This window comes from Intrasporangium sp., from assembly GCF_035688975.1.
Lineage (GTDB): Bacteria > Actinomycetota > Actinomycetes > Actinomycetales > Dermatophilaceae > CALMNV01.
In genome coordinates this window covers 1-15,026 of sequence record NZ_DASSMH010000078.1, presented here as the reverse complement: position 1 = coordinate 15,026, position 15,026 = coordinate 1, and the positions used below count along the sequence as shown (strand labels likewise).

The window sequence follows — 15,026 nt, the reverse complement described above, 5'->3', positions numbered from 1 at the left end:
CCCGTCGAGTGGCCACATCCGCACGTCCGTACCCGTACAAAAGTGGCCACTCGACGGGGGTGGGAGGGGGTGCCCTCGCTATTTCGTAACCGCAGTTAGTGCGCCTACGCTAGGGTATGCGTACTGACGAGCCAGCCGGTCCGGTGGACGCCGCCATTCGGGCGGCAGCCCACGAGCTCTCGCAGGCGACGCCCAAGGCTCCGACCGAGGCGCTGCCGCACCTGCGGGCGGCCCAGGAGCACCTGACGAGAGCCATCGACGAGGCCATGGCCGCCGCGATTCTCGAGACAGGCAGCACGATCCGCACGGCGGGGGCGCTGGCCGGCCTGTCGGAGAACGCGGTCGGCCCGCGCCTCGCCCGCACCTCGCTGCTCGCGGCATACGACGCCGGTCGCGGTCGGGTGACCGCCTCGGGCGTCGAGCGGGCGCGCTACGACCTCGAGCAGGGGCGGCACCGGGTCGCCGACGAGGCGACGGAGGAGCCCCGGCCGCTGCGCTTCCGCGCCAGGCGTCCCACGTGACCGGCAGCCAGCCGCGTCACCCCGTCCCGAGAGAGGCACCACGATGACCGACCCCAACCGCACCGCCATCTACTTCCTGCTCGACCGCTCAGGATCGATGGAGTCGATCCGATCTGACACCGAGGGCGGCTTCGACGCCTTCATCGCCGAGCAGCGACACCAGCCCGGCGAGTGCCGGGTCACCCTCGCCCAGTTCGACGACGAGTACTCCGAGGTGTATCGCGACGTCCTGGTGGCCGACGTCCCGCCACTACGGCTGCAGCCGCGCGGCACCACGGCACTGCTCGACTCCATCGGCCGGCTCGTCACCGACGCCGGGTGCCGCCTCGCCGCCCTGCCCGAGGAGCAGCGGCCCGGCAGCGTCATCCTCGGCATCATGACCGACGGCCACGAGAACGCCTCCCGGGAGTTCACGCACGCCCAGGTGAAGGCGATGATCGAGACGCAGACGCGCAGCTACGGCTGGCAGTTCCTCTACCTCGGCGCCGACCAGGACGCCATCGAGGTCGGTGGGCGCCTCGGGGTGGGGGCCGCCCACTCCATGACCTACGGCCGCGGCAAGGTGGCTGCCATGATGTCGGCGACCTCGGCCAACATCGGCCGCTACCGTGCGGCCCGCGCGGCCGGGGCCGACGCCGCCGAGGCGAGCGCGGTCATGGCCTTCGACGACGCCCAGCGGCGGTCCGCGCAGGAGTGACGCCCCGAGTCGCCCGTCCGCTCCCCGCCTGCGGGGGTCACCGCCGCCGATGCCCGTCCCACCACGGGGCAGGACCAACGACTCTTGCCGCCCGGGCGCGCCGGCGCGAAGGCTGAGGGTGCCGGCACCCGAGGGGGATGCCGGCGGGTCAGGCAGAGCGGGTCAGGCAGAGCGGATCAGGCAGAGCGGATCAGGCAGAGCGGATCAGGCAGAGCGGGTCCGGCCGCGAAAGGAGGCTCGGGATGGGCAGGACGAGTGACGGGCGACCGGGCGTGGTGCGGCGGCTGCACGGCCTCAAGCGGTGGATGTACCGCGGTGCGCGCCCCCACGGCGTGGCCCGGATGATGAACCGCGTCTCGCAGCTGCTCTACTCCGCCGGGCTGCTGTCGCCCGCCCGGGCCATGACCCTCGAGGTCACCGGGCGGCGCACGGGTCGACGGGTCACCTTCCCCGTGGTCGTCGCCGACCTCGACGGCGAGCGGTACCTCGTCTCGATGCTCGGCACCCGGGCGAACTGGGTGCGCAACGTGCGGGCGGCCGAGGGCCGCGCGGTGCTCATGCGTGGCGGCCGGGAGCCCGTGATCCTCGTCGAGGTCGAGCCTGCGGACCGAGCACCGATCCTGCGACGCTACCTCGAGCTCGCCCCCGGGGCTCGGCCGCACGTGCCGGTGGACCGGCACGCCCCGCTGGAGGAGTTCGAGCGGATCGCGGCGGACTTCCCCGTATTCCGCGTCGTCCGCATCAGCCCGCCGGCGCCGTCTCCCGCTCCAGCTGCCGAGCAGGGGAAGGCGCGGTCCGCTCGCGGTGACGCCGGACCGCGAGCAGGACGAGGCTGACCCACGCGAGGACGACGGCGGCATACACGGAGCGTCCGACCCCCGCGGAGGCGCCCGTGGCGCCGAGGATGGTGCGCAGGTTGGTCAGCACGATGAGCCCGCCGACACCCGTGCCGAGGACTGTCGCCGGCAGCCGGCTGACGAGCCAGGCGGCTGCGGGCGCGGCGACCAGGCCACCGGCGAGCAGCACTGCGACGTAACGGAAGTCGATGCCCGCGGTGCCTAGCCCGAGGAGGAAGGCGACGCTGGCCGAGAGGGTGACGAGGAACTCCGACGTGTCGACCGAGCCCACGACCGTCCGGGGCGCGGTGCGGCCCGCCGAGAGCAGCGTCGTCGTCGACACCGGCCCCCAGCCGCCGCCACCGGTGGCGTCGACGAAGCCGCCGACGAAGCCCAGCGGCACGAGGAAGCGGGCGCCGTGCGGCGACGCGCCCGCCCGGGCCGTCGCCGGGGGGCGCAGCGCGAAGCGGCACAGGATGTAGACGCCGAGGACTGCGAGGATGCCGGCCATGACCGGCGCCGCCGCCGAGGTCGAGAGGTGCGAGAGCAGGGTCGCGCCGCCGAAGGCGCCGATGGCGCCCGGCACGCCCAGGCGCAGCACGAGACGGCGGTCGACGTTGCCGAGCCGCCAGTGCGCCGCGCCCGACACGGCGTTGGTCCCGAGCTCGGCGAGGTGGACGGCCGCGCTCGCGGCCGCCGGGGTCAGCCCGACGGCGAGCAGCAGCGATGACGACGTGGCCCCGTAGCCCATGCCGAGCGAGCCGTCGACGAGCTGGGCGAGCAGGCCGACGACCCCGAGGGTGATCAGCCGCCTCATGCCGGCTCGTCCTGCGGCGTCGCCAGCCGGACGACGTCGCCGACGACGACGACGGCGGGCGCCTGCACCCCCCGCTCGGCGGCGAGCGCGGCGATCGTCGACAGCGTCCCGATGGTGGTGCGCTGGGTCGGGGCGAAACCGCGCTCGATGACGGCGACCGGCGTCTCGGGGTCCCGGCCGTGCAGCACGAGCAGCTCGGCCGTGCGGGCGAGCCGGGTGATGCCCATGAGCAGCACGACGGTGTGGTCGCCTCCGGTGGGCAGGGTCGGGATGTCGTCGTGGCCGGTCACGACGGTGAAGCCGCGCGCCACCCCTCGGTGGGTGACCGGGATGCCGGCCGCGGCCGGCACGGCAATCGCGCTCGTCACACCGGGCACGACCTCGACGGGTATGCCGTGCGCCTCGCACGCCGCACGCTCCTCGCCGCCGCGCCCGAGGACGAAGGGGTCGCCGCCCTTGAGGCGGACGACGCCGAGACCGCGCTGCGCCTCCTCGACGAGGATCGCGTTGATGGCCTCCTGGGGGACGGGGTGGTGGCCCGGGGTCTTGCCGACGTCGATGACCCGCACTCCGGCCGGGAGGCGCTCGACCAGCGCCCGGGGCGCGAGCCGGTCGACGACGACGACGTCCGCGCCGGCGAGCAGCTCGTGGCCCCGGGCCGTGAGCAGCCCGTCCGTCCCCGGGCCGCCACCGACGAGGGCGACCCAGCCGAGGCCGTCCGGGCGCGGCCGGGTGCGACGCAACGGCAGCGCCCCGCGGCGCAGCCCGTCCTCGACGGCGTCGCGCACGACGGTGGCGAGGCCGGGGTCGCCGCCGGCGTAGGCGGCGACCGTCACGGGACCGTCGGGCAGCTCGACCGTGGCACGCGCGGGCACGCTCGCGGTGGTGGACGCGGCGTCCGTGGCGTCCACGCACCAGATCCGCAGGGACTGCGCGTCGGCGGCGACGCGCCGGTCGACCAGGACGTCACCCGTGGCGGTGTGCACGAGCCACGCCCCGTCGAGGTCCGCGGCACCGGCATACTCGCGCGCCTGCCACTCGAGGCGACCCTCGCGCACGAGGTCGAGCACGTCCTCGCAGACCCACGGCGAGACGACGCGGACGTCGGCTCCCTCGTCGACGAAGGCGCGCACCCGCCTGGCGGTGACCGGCCCGCCGCCGACGGCGACGACGAGCCGGCCTGCCAGCCGCACGACCAGAGGCAGGCCGGGCGTCAGATGTCCCATTCCTCGTCGCCCTCCGGCTGGGTCGGCGCGGGTGTCGCGTCGGTCCGCAGGGTGGCCCCGACCATGCCGGCCGCGACGGTCCTCCCGTCGTGGCCGTCGATGAGCAGGAAGGACCCGCCCCGCCGCGACACGGAGTAGTTCTCGACGGGCACGGGCGCCGCGAGGCGCAACGTCACCCGGCCGATGTCGTTGAGCGAGAGGGCATCCGCCGGCACGGCGGTGAGGTCGTCGAGGTCGAGGACGCCCTCGATGGTGCGGGCAAAGGCCTGCACCGTGCGGGAGCCGTGCTTGAGCAGCAGCCGCTGGCCGGGCCGCAGCGGGGCGTCGCCGAGCCAGCAGACGACGGCCGACACGTCCTGCGTCGGCTCCGGGGCGTCGCCGGCCGAGGCGATGACGTCGCCACGGGAGATGTCGATCTCGTCGGCGAGGCGCAGGGTCACGGACTGCGGGGCGAAGGCCTCCTGTAGCTCGCGGCTGCCGAGGTCGATCCCGGTGACGGTGGTCCGCCGGCCCGACGGCAGGGCGACGACGTCGTCACCGACGCGCACGACGCCGGAGGCCACCTGGCCGGCATACCCGCGGTACTCGCGGTGGGCCGCGTCGCGGGCCGCGCCCTGCGGCCGGATGACGAGCTGCACGGGCATCCGGAAGGACTCGCCCGTGGGGTCGTCCGACGGCGGCAGCGCCTCGAGCAGCTCGAGCAGGCTCGGCCCGGCATACCAGGGCGTCCTCGTGGAGCGCTCGACGATGTTGTCGCCGGCGAGGGCGGAGACGGGGATCGCGCGCACGTCGCCGACGCCGAGGTCGCGGGCGACCTGCTGCACCTCGGCGTTGACCCGCTCGAAGGCCTCCTCGGAGAAGTCGACGAGGTCGATCTTGTTCACGGCGACGACGACGTGCGGGACCCGCAGCAGGGCGGTCACGGCGAGGTGCCGACGGGTCTGCTCGAGGACCCCCTTGCGGGCGTCGACGAGCAGGACGACGACGTCGGCCGTGCTCGACCCGGTGACGGTGTTGCGGGTGTACTGCACGTGTCCCGGGCAGTCGGCGAGGACGAACGACCTTGTCGCAGTGGCGAAGTAGCGGTAGGCCACGTCGATGGTGATGCCCTGCTCGCGCTCGGCGCGCAAGCCGTCCGTGAGCAGCGCGAGGTCCGCGGCGCTGAGGCCGCGGTCGCGGCTGACGCGCTCGACGGCGGCGAGCTGGTCGGTGAGGACCGACTTCGTGTCGTGCAGCAGGCGTCCGACGAGGGTCGACTTGCCGTCGTCGACGGAGCCGGCTGTGGCGAGGCGCAGGAGGGTGCCCATCAGAAGTAGCCCTCCTTCTTGCGGTCCTCCATGGCGGCCTCCGAGATCCGGTCGTCCGCCCGCGTCGCCCCTCGCTCGGTGAGGGTGCTGGCCGCCACCTCGACGACGACATCCGCGACGGTCGCGGCGTCGCTCTCGACGGCGCCGGTGCACGACATGTCGCCGACGGTCCGGTAGCGCACCTGGCGGGTCTGGACGACCTCGCCGTCTCGCGGCTGGGAGTGCGGCCCGACGGCGAGCCACATGCCGTCCCGGGCGAAGACCTCCCGCTCGTGGGCGTAGTAGAGGCTGGGCAGCTCGATGCCCTCACGCTCGATGTAGCGCCAGATGTCGAGCTCGGTCCAGTTCGACAGCGGGAAGACGCGCACGTGCTCGCCCGGCCGGTGGCGCGGGTTGAACAGGTTCCACAGCTCCGGCCGCTGGTTCTTCGGGTCCCACTGGCCGAACTCGTCGCGCAGGCTGACGACGCGCTCCTTGGCTCGGGCCTTCTCCTCGTCCCGGCGGCCGCCGCCGAAGACCCCGTCGAAGCGGTGCTGGGCGATGGCGTCGAGGAGCGGCTGGGTCTGGAGCGGGTTGCGGGTGCCGTCGGCGCGCTCGCGCAGGCGCCCGTCGTCGATGTAGTCCTGCACGCTGGCCACCTCCAGGCGCAGCCCGAGGCGCTCGACCGTGGCGTCGCGGAAGGCGAGCACCTCGGGGAAGTTGTGGCCGGTGTCGACGTGCAGGACCGGGAAGGGCACCGGGGCCGGCCAGAAGGCCTTCGCCGCGAGGTGCAGCATGACGACCGAGTCCTTGCCGCCCGAGAAGAGCAGGACCGGGCGCTCGAGCTCGGCCGCGATCTCGCGGATGACGAGGATCGACTCGGCCTCCAGGGTGTCGAGCTGGCTGAGGCGACGACCGTGGCCGTATGCCGCCGGGTTCGCCTGCGACGCCAGCCGGCTCACGCCGTTGAGGGGCTCGGCGTGCGGGTCCCGGGAGGGCAGGGTGGTCGTGATCGCGCTCATGTGTGCAGTCCGCATTCGGTCTTGGCGAAGCCGGCCCAGCGGCCGGCTCGGGGGTCCTCGCCGGGCTCGACCCGGCGCGTGCACGGCTCGCAGCCGATGGAGGGATAGCCGTCTGAGAGCAGGGAGTTGACCGGCACGTCGTAGTCGCCGGCATACTGCAGCAGGTCGTCGAAGGTCCACGCCGCGAGCGGGTTGATCTTGACCAGCCCGTTCTTGTCGTCCCACGCCAGGACCGGGGTCTCGGTGCGCGTCGGCGCCTCCTCGCGGCGCACTCCGGTGGCCCACGCCTCGTAGCCGGCGAGCTCCGCGGCGAGCGGCTCCACCTTGCGCATGCGGCAGCAGGCGGCGGGGTCCCGCTCGTAGAGGCGCGGGCCGTAGGCGGCGTCCTGCTCCGCGACGCTCAGCTTCGGCATGACGTTGACGATCGTCACCGGCAGGTCCTCGGCGACGATGTCCCGGGTGACGAGGGTGTCGGAGAAGTGGTAGCCGGTGTCGATGAAGAGCACGTCGACACCGGGCGCGAAGCGCGACACGAGGTGCGGCAGCACGGCGTCCGCCATGCTGCACGCGACGGCCAGGGTGCCGGGGAAGGTGGCGGCGGCCCACTGCGCCACCAGCTCCGCGGACGGGTCGGGCCCGAGGACGCGGTTGCCCTCCTCGACGAGCGCCTTGAGCTCGGCCACGGAGCGCCGGCGACGCGGCACCCTGGGCAGGCCCAGCGAGATCTGGGAGCCGGCACGCGAGGTCACGGTGGTCACAGGAGATCTCCTTCGTCTGCTCGGTGCGCCCACGCGGCGAAGGTCTCGCCGTCGCGGCGCTGGTCCAGGAAGGTGCGCACGACCCGCTCGACGTAGTCGGGCAGGTCCGCAGCCGTCACCTTGAGGCCGCGGACGGTGCGGCCGAGGCCCGCCTCGTCCCGGTCGGCCGACGCGAGGCCGCCGCCCAGGTGCACCTGGAAGCCGGGCACCTGCGCGGTGCCGTCGGGGGTGTCCACGGTGACGATCTGGCCCTTGAGCCCGATGTCGGCCACCTGGATGCGGGCGCACGAGTTGGGGCAGCCGTTGACGTTGAGGGTGATCGGCGTGTCGAGCTGCACGCCGGCGAGCCGGCGCTCGAGCTCGGCGATCGCGGTCGTCGCCGTGGCCTTGGTCTCGACGATGGCCAGCTTGCAGTACTCGATGCCCGTGCACGCCATCGTGTGGCGCCGGAAGGGGCTCGGAGTGGTCGTCAGCCCCAGCTCCCCCAGCCCGGCGACGAGGGCGTCGACGCGGTCGGCCGCGACGTCGAGGACGACGAGCTTCTGGTGGGGGGTGAGACGCACCCGCTGCGACCCGGCCGCCTGGACCAGCTCGGCGAGCCCGGTGAGGACCTCGCCGCTGACACGCCCCACGGCGGGAGCCGCGCCGACGTAGAAGCGGCCGTCCTTCTGCTCGTGGACGCCGACGTGGTCGCCGGGACCGGTCGCGGGCGCGGGCGCGGGGCCGTCTGGCAGGGGGTGGCCGAGGTACTCCGTCTCGAGCACCTCGCGGAACCTCGCGGGGCCCCACTCGGCGAGGAGGAACTTCAGGCGCGCCTTGTTGCGCAGCCTCCGGAAGCCGTAGTCGCGGAAGATCGAGATGACGCCGTGCCACACCTCGGCGGCCTCGTCGGGCGTGACGAAGACGCCGAGGCGCTCCGCCAGGCGGGGCGAGGTGGACAGGCCGCCGCCGACCCAGAGGTCGTAGCCGGCGCCGAGCTCGGGGTGGACGACGCCGACGAGGGAGACGTCGTTGATCTCGTGCACGACGTCGAGGCTCGGGTGGCCGGTGATGGCCGACTTGAACTTGCGGGGCAGGTTGGCGAGGTCGGGGTCGCCGATGAAGCGCTCGCGGATCTCCTCGATCACCGGGGTCGGGTCGATGATCTCGTCCTTGGCGATCCCGGCCAGCGGGCTGCCGAGGATGACGCGGGGCGTGTCGCCGCAGGCCTCGGTGGTCTGGAGGCCGACCTCCTCGAGCCGCCGCCAGATCTCCGGCACGTCCTCGACGCGGATCCAGTGCAGCTGGATGTTCTGCCGGTCGCTGATGTCCGCGGTGCCGCGGCCGAACTCGGTCGAGACCTCCCCGATCGCGCGCAGCTGGTCCAGGGTGAGCGCGCCACCGTCGAGGCGGACGCGGAGCATGAAGTACTCGTCGGAGAGCTCGGTGTCGTCGAGCTGGGCGGTCCGGCCGCCGTCGATGCCAGGCCGGCGCTGGGTGTAGAGGCCCCACCAGCGGAACCGGCCGCTCAGGTCCTGCGGCGGGATCGAGGCGAACCCGTCACGGGAGTAGATCTGCTCGATCCGCTCCCGGACATTGAGGCCGCCGTCCTCCTGCTTCCACACCTCGTTGCCGTTGAGCGGGGCCCGCCCGTCGACCTTCCACTGGCCGTTGGAGCGGTCGGCACGGGGTGGCCGGACGGGGCGCGTGGCGCCCGGCGCGGTCTCGAGAATGCTCATGGTTCCTTCCGGTCAACAGCCGAGGTGCCACAAGTGTAATCGAAACCATTAGGAACACTTATCCGGGACCGGTCCCGGTCCAGTATCCGGACCCGGACCGGCGCTGCCCGGCAGCCCTGCACCCGGGTCCCGGGTCCGGGCCGGGTCAGGGGCGGGTCAGCCGGCGGCCCACGGCCGCCCGGGTCGCCCGGGACTGCGACCCTCGCCCCCGGCTGCGACGACGCTGCAGCTCCAGCCACCAGCCCAGGCCCGCGCCGAGCAGGAGCACCGCGGACGCCAGGCGCAGCGGTCCCGACAGCGGCGCGCTCGACACGAGGGGGTGGCGTTCGTCACCCGGCCCGGCCAGCGTCCACGCATAGCTCGCCACCGTGTCCGGCATGCCGGTCCGGCGCACCCGGACCTCCACCGGCACCGTGCCGCTGGCGGCGAGGTCCACCGGGACGCTCCACCTCCCCTCGTCGACGCGCGTGGCGGCGAGGGGCCCGGCCGAACCGAGGACGCGGACGTCGACCGCCCGGACCGGGGCCGGGGCCGGGCGGCGCGTGTCGTGGACCGTGACGAGGACCATGGTCCTCCCCGCCCGGTTGGGGCTGATGACGACACTCTCCTGGAGGTCCCCGACAGTCCGGTCGAGCAGGACGCTCGGTGCCGCGCTCGATGCCACGAGCTGCGGCTGGACCGCGGGCTGACCGCTGGCGAGGAAGCCGGCCAGCCCGAGGACCGCGGCCAGCGCTGCCGCCTCGACCACGACCGCCGGAGCGGGGCGACGCGTGCCCGGTCGCCGCAACCGCCGAGTCGTGCGCAGGGCCAGGAGGCCGACGACGAGCACCACCGCCGTCTTGGCGAGCAAGGCCCGGCCGTATGCCGTGAGGATGGCGGCGTCGACCGAGCCGACGACGTCGCTGGCGAGATAGGCGCCGGTCACGGCGACGACCGTCACGAGCACGCCGGCCGGCCGACGGAAGGCGCGCAGCAGGCACAGCACCTGCTCGCGCTCGAGCCCCGCAGACCCGTGCCGCACGAGCAACAGGGCGAGGACCCCGACCGCACCGGCCCACGTGGCGCCGCTCGCCAGGTGCAACGCCGAGGCAGCCACCCAGGAGGCCCCACCCCGCAGGCCCGCGTGCCCGAGCAGGACGGTGCCGACGCTGGCCGTGGTGGCTCCGAGGAGCACGAGCAGCCGCGCCACGGTCGAGCCCCGCTGGGAGGCGCCGAGCCGGAGCCCGGCGACGAGGGCGACGAGGCCGACGCCCCGGACGGCCCACTTCACGGCATACGCCGTGGTCAGCGCACCGGCACCGGACCCCCCGAGCTCGACCACGAGCAGTGTGAACGAGGCGACGAGGGCAGCGACCGCGCCGGCCGAGGCGAGCCGGAGGAGCTGGCGGCGCACGCGCACCCGCCTCGCCCCGTCGCCGAGCGCAGGCAGGAGGACCGACGCGACGAGTGCCCCGCCGAAGGCCAGCGCCAGCGCGCCGAGCAGCAGCCAGCGGCCCAGCACCGCCGGCCACTCGGGCACCGACTCCGTCGGGCCCGCCGCGACCACCGCGTCCCGCACGCCGAAGGCGAGGACCCCCGCCGTGCGGTGCAGGTCGTCGGTGGAGAGGGTCTCCCACACGACGCGGTAGGCACCGGCGGCCAGGCTGGGCAGCGGCGCCACGACGGAGACGGGGTGCTCCGAGTCCACGGGCCCACCCGTCGTCGGGGCCTGCGCATCGGGCCGCGTCGCCTCACCGGCACCCGTGCCCGCTGCTGGGGAGCGCACGAGCCGTAGACCCGACAGGACCTGCTCGGCGCCCGCCGCGTCGAGCACCGTGATCCGGGTCGACGCCAGCTGGACGGACTCGCTGAACGCCAGCCTCAGCTGCGGCGGCGACTGCTGGAGCGTGTCGCCGTCGGCCGGCGCGGTCGACGTGAGGTAGGCGTGGGCCGAGGCGGCCGGCGCGGGACCGAGGAGGCTCACCCCGAGCACGACCGCGCCGAGCAGCGCGGCCCGGCGCCGGACCATCAGAGGACCGGCACGTGCGGCAGCGACAGGCCGCTGCGCTCGATCGTGACCTCCTCGCCGGACCGCAGGGCGCCGGCGGTGTTCTGGTAGAGCAGGTAGTAGGTCGCCCCGGCGCGCAGGGCGTGACCCTGACGCATCATCGCCACGCGGACCGTGCTCGCAGCGCGGGCCTCGCTGCGCAGCACCGGCGGGTGCGCGGTGTCCGACTGGAATGTCGTCGCCTTCGCGGTGTCGAGCACGACGTAGCTGACGGTGACGAGCCCCCCGTCGCCGACGACGGCCACCCGGGAGAACCGGACGCCGAAAGTGGCCTCCATGGCGCTCGACTGCGGCACGACGCGAGCCGTGTCTCCCCGTGCGGCGAGGAGCCCCCTCGCCACCAGGGTGACCACGACGAGCAGGACGACGAGGCCGGCGACGCGGAGCACCGTGCGGCGGCTGGGTGCTGCGGGTACGGCGAGTGCTGCGATCATCCGGACTGCCCTTCCGAGGATGTCGGCCGGGGTCACGGGCAGGTGACCCCGGCACGGGTGGGAGCGGTCACGGGATCGTGTACCGCGTGGACGTGAAGCTGTCGAAGTACGCGCTGCCCAGCATCGAGGTCGAGCTCGTGACGCCCGCCGTGAGGCCGAGCCGGGCCGACTCGATCCGCAGGGTGCTCGTGTTGCCGGTCAGCACGGACACCGACGTGCCGTCGACCGACAGCCCGAGCGATCCGGCCGTCGCGCCCGTGGCCGGCCCCGACCTCCAGTCGAGCCGGAGGGTGTGCGCTCCGGGCACGAGCGTCACCCAGGGGCCGGTCAGCGCGGTCGTGCCCGACCGGGTCATGACGATCCGGACCCGGCGCGCCGCCGAGGCCGTCGCCCGCAGGTACTGCAGGGAGAAGGCCTGGGCGGTGGCCGTGCGGCCCTCGAAGAGGGTCAGCGGCGTGTTACCCGTGAGAGTGTTCGGGTCGAACGCGAACGCGGCGTGGTAGGTCGTCTCGCCGATGGGCGAGTTGTCCGTCACGTATGCCGCGCTGCGGCTGCCGGTGGCAAGGGTGACCTGCATGCCGAGGTTGCCGGTGGTCTGCGGGATCCCGGCGGCGGCCGTGACGGTGGGCGAGCCGGTGCTCACCGACCACCGCGAGAGGTTCCCGCCGTCGAACGTGTCGGAGAAGATCGGGTTCGGGCGGTCCACCTGCACCGTCGTGTTGACCGCGTTGCTCCAGTTCCCGGCGAGGTCGAGGACCCGCAGGTTGAAGCGCTGCTGGCCGAACGGGATCCCGGCCGTCGCGACGCTCGCCGAGACCGAGCCACCGGCGTAGCTCACCGGGACGCGCACGCCCTTGCCGGGGCCGGGATCGGTCGTGCCGAGCCAGTACTCGGCCGCCTGGAAGCCCGTCTCGTTGACCGGTGCGGTCAGGGTGACCGTGTCGGAGCCGAGGGTCGGGTTGGGAGCGGCGGTGAGGGCTCCGAGCACGGGTGGCACCTTGTCCACGACGAGCTCGACCGAGGCGTTGGTCCCGGTGAGGCTGCCCCAGTTGCCGGCCGCGTCGCGACCCCGGACGACGACGTGGTGCGTGCCGTTGGACAGGGCCCGGATCTGGCTGAGCGGGAGCAGGCCGTAGACGCTCTCGGAGGTGGAGTCGAAGGCCCCGTCGACCGGGAGCAGCTGCAGTCCGGTGCCGCCGGCGAGCGTCGTCGACGCGGGGTCGAGGAAGGCCTCGGCGTCGATGAGCTTGCTCTGGGCGCCGCCGCGCGCGTCGAGGTCCTCGAGGAGCGCGGAGACGACGAGGTATCCCGGGTTGCTCTTGTCGCCGATGAGCCCGTTGGTGGGGTTGGGGCCCACGGAGGAGGCCACGACGCCCGGGGCCGTGAGGTCCACCGTCACCGTGACGTCGAGGGGCGGTCCCCAGAGCCCCAGCGAGTCCTTGCTGTGGACGAAGACGTGGGTGTCGCCCTCGCCGAGCCCGGTGACGGTCGCCGGTGACAGCACCGCCGTCTCGCTGACGACCGTGGCGACCCGGTTGGTCGTCATCGGCGTGCCGGCCCCGTTCGAGCCGACCGCGCCGATGAAGTACTCGGCCGCGGTGATCGTGCCACCTGCGGCAGTGTCGTCGCCCGTCGCGGAGAGCGTCACGTTGCCCTTGCCGCTGGCCGGGCTCGGGGTGGCGGCGCCGCCCGAGGTCGCCGGGCCGGTCTTGGGCAGGTTGAACGCGACCGAGCCGACCACCCCCCAGTTGCCGGAGACGTCGTGCGCCCGCACGTAGATGATGTGCTTGCCCGCCTCGAGGCAGTTGAGCGCGACTGGCGGCGGGACGACCGTGCAGTCCGGCGCGGTCGCCGGGATGGTCCCGGTGACGTCCGCCACGACGGTCGTGCCGTCCGCGCCAGCCATGGGGCTGCCGAAGCCCACACCGGTGCTCACCGCGTCGTCGACGACGAACTCGGCCTGGTCCACGTTGGAGCCACCGGTCCGCTGGTCGCTGATGTGGGCGGAAACGGTGACGGGGCCCAGGGCGTCGGAGGGGTTGGGGCTGGCGGTGACGAGGGTCGAGACCGGGCCGACGGAGTCCACGCCCAGCGCGTCCTGGCTCGGCGCGGCGGTGTCGAGGAAGGTGAGCATGCCGCCGAACGCGACCGCGAGCGGGTCGTCGGTGGCCTGGCCGTTGTTGTCGAGCTGGCTCGACGACTCGTAGGCCGCGACCTTGGACTCCGGGCCGGTCGGCATGGTGACGACGGCGTCGGTCGTCGCTCCCGGCTGGAGCGCCGCCACCACCGCGGCCTCCGGGTGCGCGAGCGGGTGCCCGTCCTGGGCGAGCAGCGTCTGCACCCCGCCGAGGATGCTCATGGGGTGCGGGGTCGACCCCGCGTTGACGTAGCGCAGGAGCACCCGGTGCCCCTGGTCCGTGGACACGGGATCGGTCGACGGGAAGGGCTTGCCGTTGATGAGGCGGTAGCGGGGGTGGAAGCTGCGCAGGTCGAAGGTCGAGGGCGCCGCGTTGAACGCGGGGTCGATCTCGCTCAGCACGAGCACCGACTCGTCGTCGTATGCCGTGCCGTAGGCCGTGCCGTCGCCGATGACGACGAGCGCACCGGCGAGGCCCATCGCGATCTGCCGGGCGCCGCCCGGTGTGTGGCCGGCCTCGTAGAGGTAGGTGCCGGGCCTGGTGGCCGTGAACGTGTACGTCGCGGTGCCGCCGGTGGCCACCCCGGCGGTCGCCGCCGCGGCGGGCAGACCGGCGCCGAAGTCGACGGCGCGCTGGCCGGGCAGGGCCAGGGACATGGGCTCGGCGAGCCCGTTGTGCATCGTGATGGTGACCTCGTCGCCCTGCCTCACGGCCAGCACCGGTCCCGGTGCGGTGGCGGACCCGGCCGCGCCGGTCGACGAGAAGCCCCAGATGGGGATGTTCGTGCCGAGCACCTGGGTCGTCCCCGTCATGGCCCACAGCTCGCACGAGACGGTGCGCTGGGTGGCGCTCGGGTCGGAGGTGACGACGCACCCGGTGGGGGCGAGCTTGCCGACCGGCATCGCTGCCGCCGGCCGGGGCATGGTGGCCACCGCGCCGGTGATGCGTGGGATTGCGAAGCGGGCGGTCGCTGCGGGCGCGCTCGCCAGGGACGTGACCGCGGCGAGCACGGCCGCGAGGACGGCGACCTGCCGGGGGCGCCGGGGGCGCCGGGAGCGCCGGAGGATCCGCAGGGACAGCGGGAGCCTGGGTACCGCGAACGGGTGAGGTGTCATCGACGTGTCCTCAGCTCACCGGGCAGCCGTTGGGCGGGTCGATGCGGAAGACCGTCATCATGCCGCCGAAGGTTGCGCCGTAGTTGGTCGCCTGCTGGAGGGCGTGGCTGTGGGCCACGTGGTAGTACTCGCCGCACTCGTTGAGCGAGGTCATGTTGCTCGGCAGCGTCCCCTTCGTGCCGAGGTAGGGACTCTCGCTGAACCACGTGTCCGTGCCGACGAGCAGCTGGTCGGTGATGGCCGGCAGCTCGGTGGGGATCGGGTTGGTGTTGGGGTCCCAGTGCTCGGCGTCCCGCCAGTCCATCAGGACGTCGACCGTCTGACCCGGCTCGACGTCGATGTCGTACTTGAGGTAGGCGAGGTCCTGGCCACCGGCTCCCTGAAGGGGACGGCCGTCCTTGTTGACGACCC

General features: G+C 73.9%; 13 protein-coding genes. 3 read left to right on the top strand and 10 right to left on the bottom strand.

What is annotated here, in order from left to right; all coding sequences use genetic code 11:
- Nucleotides 1-116 precede the first annotated feature (116 nt).
- The 3 genes from VFJ94_RS08510 to VFJ94_RS08500 all read left to right on the top strand — a co-directional run bounded on the left by VFJ94_RS08510 (nucleotide 117) and on the right by VFJ94_RS08500 (nucleotide 2,054).
- On the top strand, nucleotides 117-521 hold the full coding sequence (locus VFJ94_RS08510; RefSeq protein WP_325003772.1) for a hypothetical protein: 405 nt from the start codon (nucleotides 117-119) through the stop codon (nucleotides 519-521).
- A 43-nt stretch (nucleotides 522-564) separates the two neighbouring features.
- A complete protein-coding gene (locus VFJ94_RS08505) occupies nucleotides 565-1,218 on the top strand; it encodes a vWA domain-containing protein (protein WP_325003771.1) in 654 nt (217 codons plus the stop codon).
- A 242-nt stretch (nucleotides 1,219-1,460) separates the two neighbouring features.
- On the top strand, nucleotides 1,461-2,054 hold the full coding sequence (locus tag VFJ94_RS08500; protein ID WP_325003770.1) for a nitroreductase/quinone reductase family protein: 594 nt from the start codon (nucleotides 1,461-1,463) through the stop codon (nucleotides 2,052-2,054).
- On the opposite strand, the gene VFJ94_RS08495 is transcribed toward VFJ94_RS08500, so the two are convergent.
- The 10 genes from VFJ94_RS08495 to VFJ94_RS08450 form a co-directional block, all read right to left on the bottom strand.
- Nucleotides 1,960-2,871, bottom strand: a complete 912-nt coding sequence (locus VFJ94_RS08495) for a sulfite exporter TauE/SafE family protein (protein WP_325003769.1) — start codon at nucleotides 2,869-2,871, stop codon at nucleotides 1,960-1,962. The genes VFJ94_RS08500 and VFJ94_RS08495 overlap by 95 nt on opposite strands.
- The gene (gene cobA, locus VFJ94_RS08490) at nucleotides 2,868-4,097 is read right to left on the bottom strand and encodes a uroporphyrinogen-III C-methyltransferase (RefSeq protein WP_325003768.1); all 1,230 of its coding nucleotides are present in this window, start codon (nucleotides 4,095-4,097) and stop codon (nucleotides 2,868-2,870) included. Before cobA ends, VFJ94_RS08495 begins: the two co-directional genes overlap by 4 nt.
- A complete protein-coding gene (locus VFJ94_RS08485; RefSeq protein ID WP_325003767.1) occupies nucleotides 4,085-5,404 on the bottom strand; it encodes a sulfate adenylyltransferase subunit 1 in 1,320 nt (439 codons plus the stop codon). Before VFJ94_RS08485 ends, cobA begins: the two co-directional genes overlap by 13 nt.
- Entirely contained in the window at nucleotides 5,404-6,405 is a 1,002-nt protein-coding gene (cysD, locus tag VFJ94_RS08480) for a sulfate adenylyltransferase subunit CysD (RefSeq protein ID WP_325003766.1), read from the bottom strand. Before cysD ends, VFJ94_RS08485 begins: the two co-directional genes overlap by 1 nt.
- Nucleotides 6,402-7,118: a phosphoadenylyl-sulfate reductase gene (locus VFJ94_RS08475; RefSeq protein ID WP_414654588.1), complete on the bottom strand. Its 717-nt coding sequence runs from the start codon at nucleotides 7,116-7,118 to the stop codon at nucleotides 6,402-6,404. Before VFJ94_RS08475 ends, cysD begins: the two co-directional genes overlap by 4 nt.
- A 41-nt stretch (nucleotides 7,119-7,159) precedes the next feature.
- A complete protein-coding gene (locus VFJ94_RS08470; protein WP_325003765.1) occupies nucleotides 7,160-8,881 on the bottom strand; it encodes a nitrite/sulfite reductase in 1,722 nt (573 codons plus the stop codon).
- 145 nt (nucleotides 8,882-9,026) lie between these two features.
- Nucleotides 9,027-10,889: a copper resistance protein CopC gene (locus tag VFJ94_RS08465; RefSeq protein ID WP_325003764.1), complete on the bottom strand. Its 1,863-nt coding sequence runs from the start codon at nucleotides 10,887-10,889 to the stop codon at nucleotides 9,027-9,029.
- Entirely contained in the window at nucleotides 10,889-11,362 is a 474-nt protein-coding gene (locus VFJ94_RS08460; protein ID WP_325003763.1) for a hypothetical protein, read from the bottom strand. Before VFJ94_RS08460 ends, VFJ94_RS08465 begins: the two co-directional genes overlap by 1 nt.
- 67 nt (nucleotides 11,363-11,429) lie before the next feature.
- Nucleotides 11,430-14,615, bottom strand: a complete 3,186-nt coding sequence (locus tag VFJ94_RS08455) for a multicopper oxidase domain-containing protein (protein WP_325003762.1) — start codon at nucleotides 14,613-14,615, stop codon at nucleotides 11,430-11,432.
- Between the two features lie 10 nt (nucleotides 14,616-14,625).
- Nucleotides 14,626-15,026, bottom strand: a 401-nt coding sequence (locus VFJ94_RS08450; protein ID WP_325003761.1) for a hypothetical protein, incomplete at its 5' end; no start/stop codon positions are given.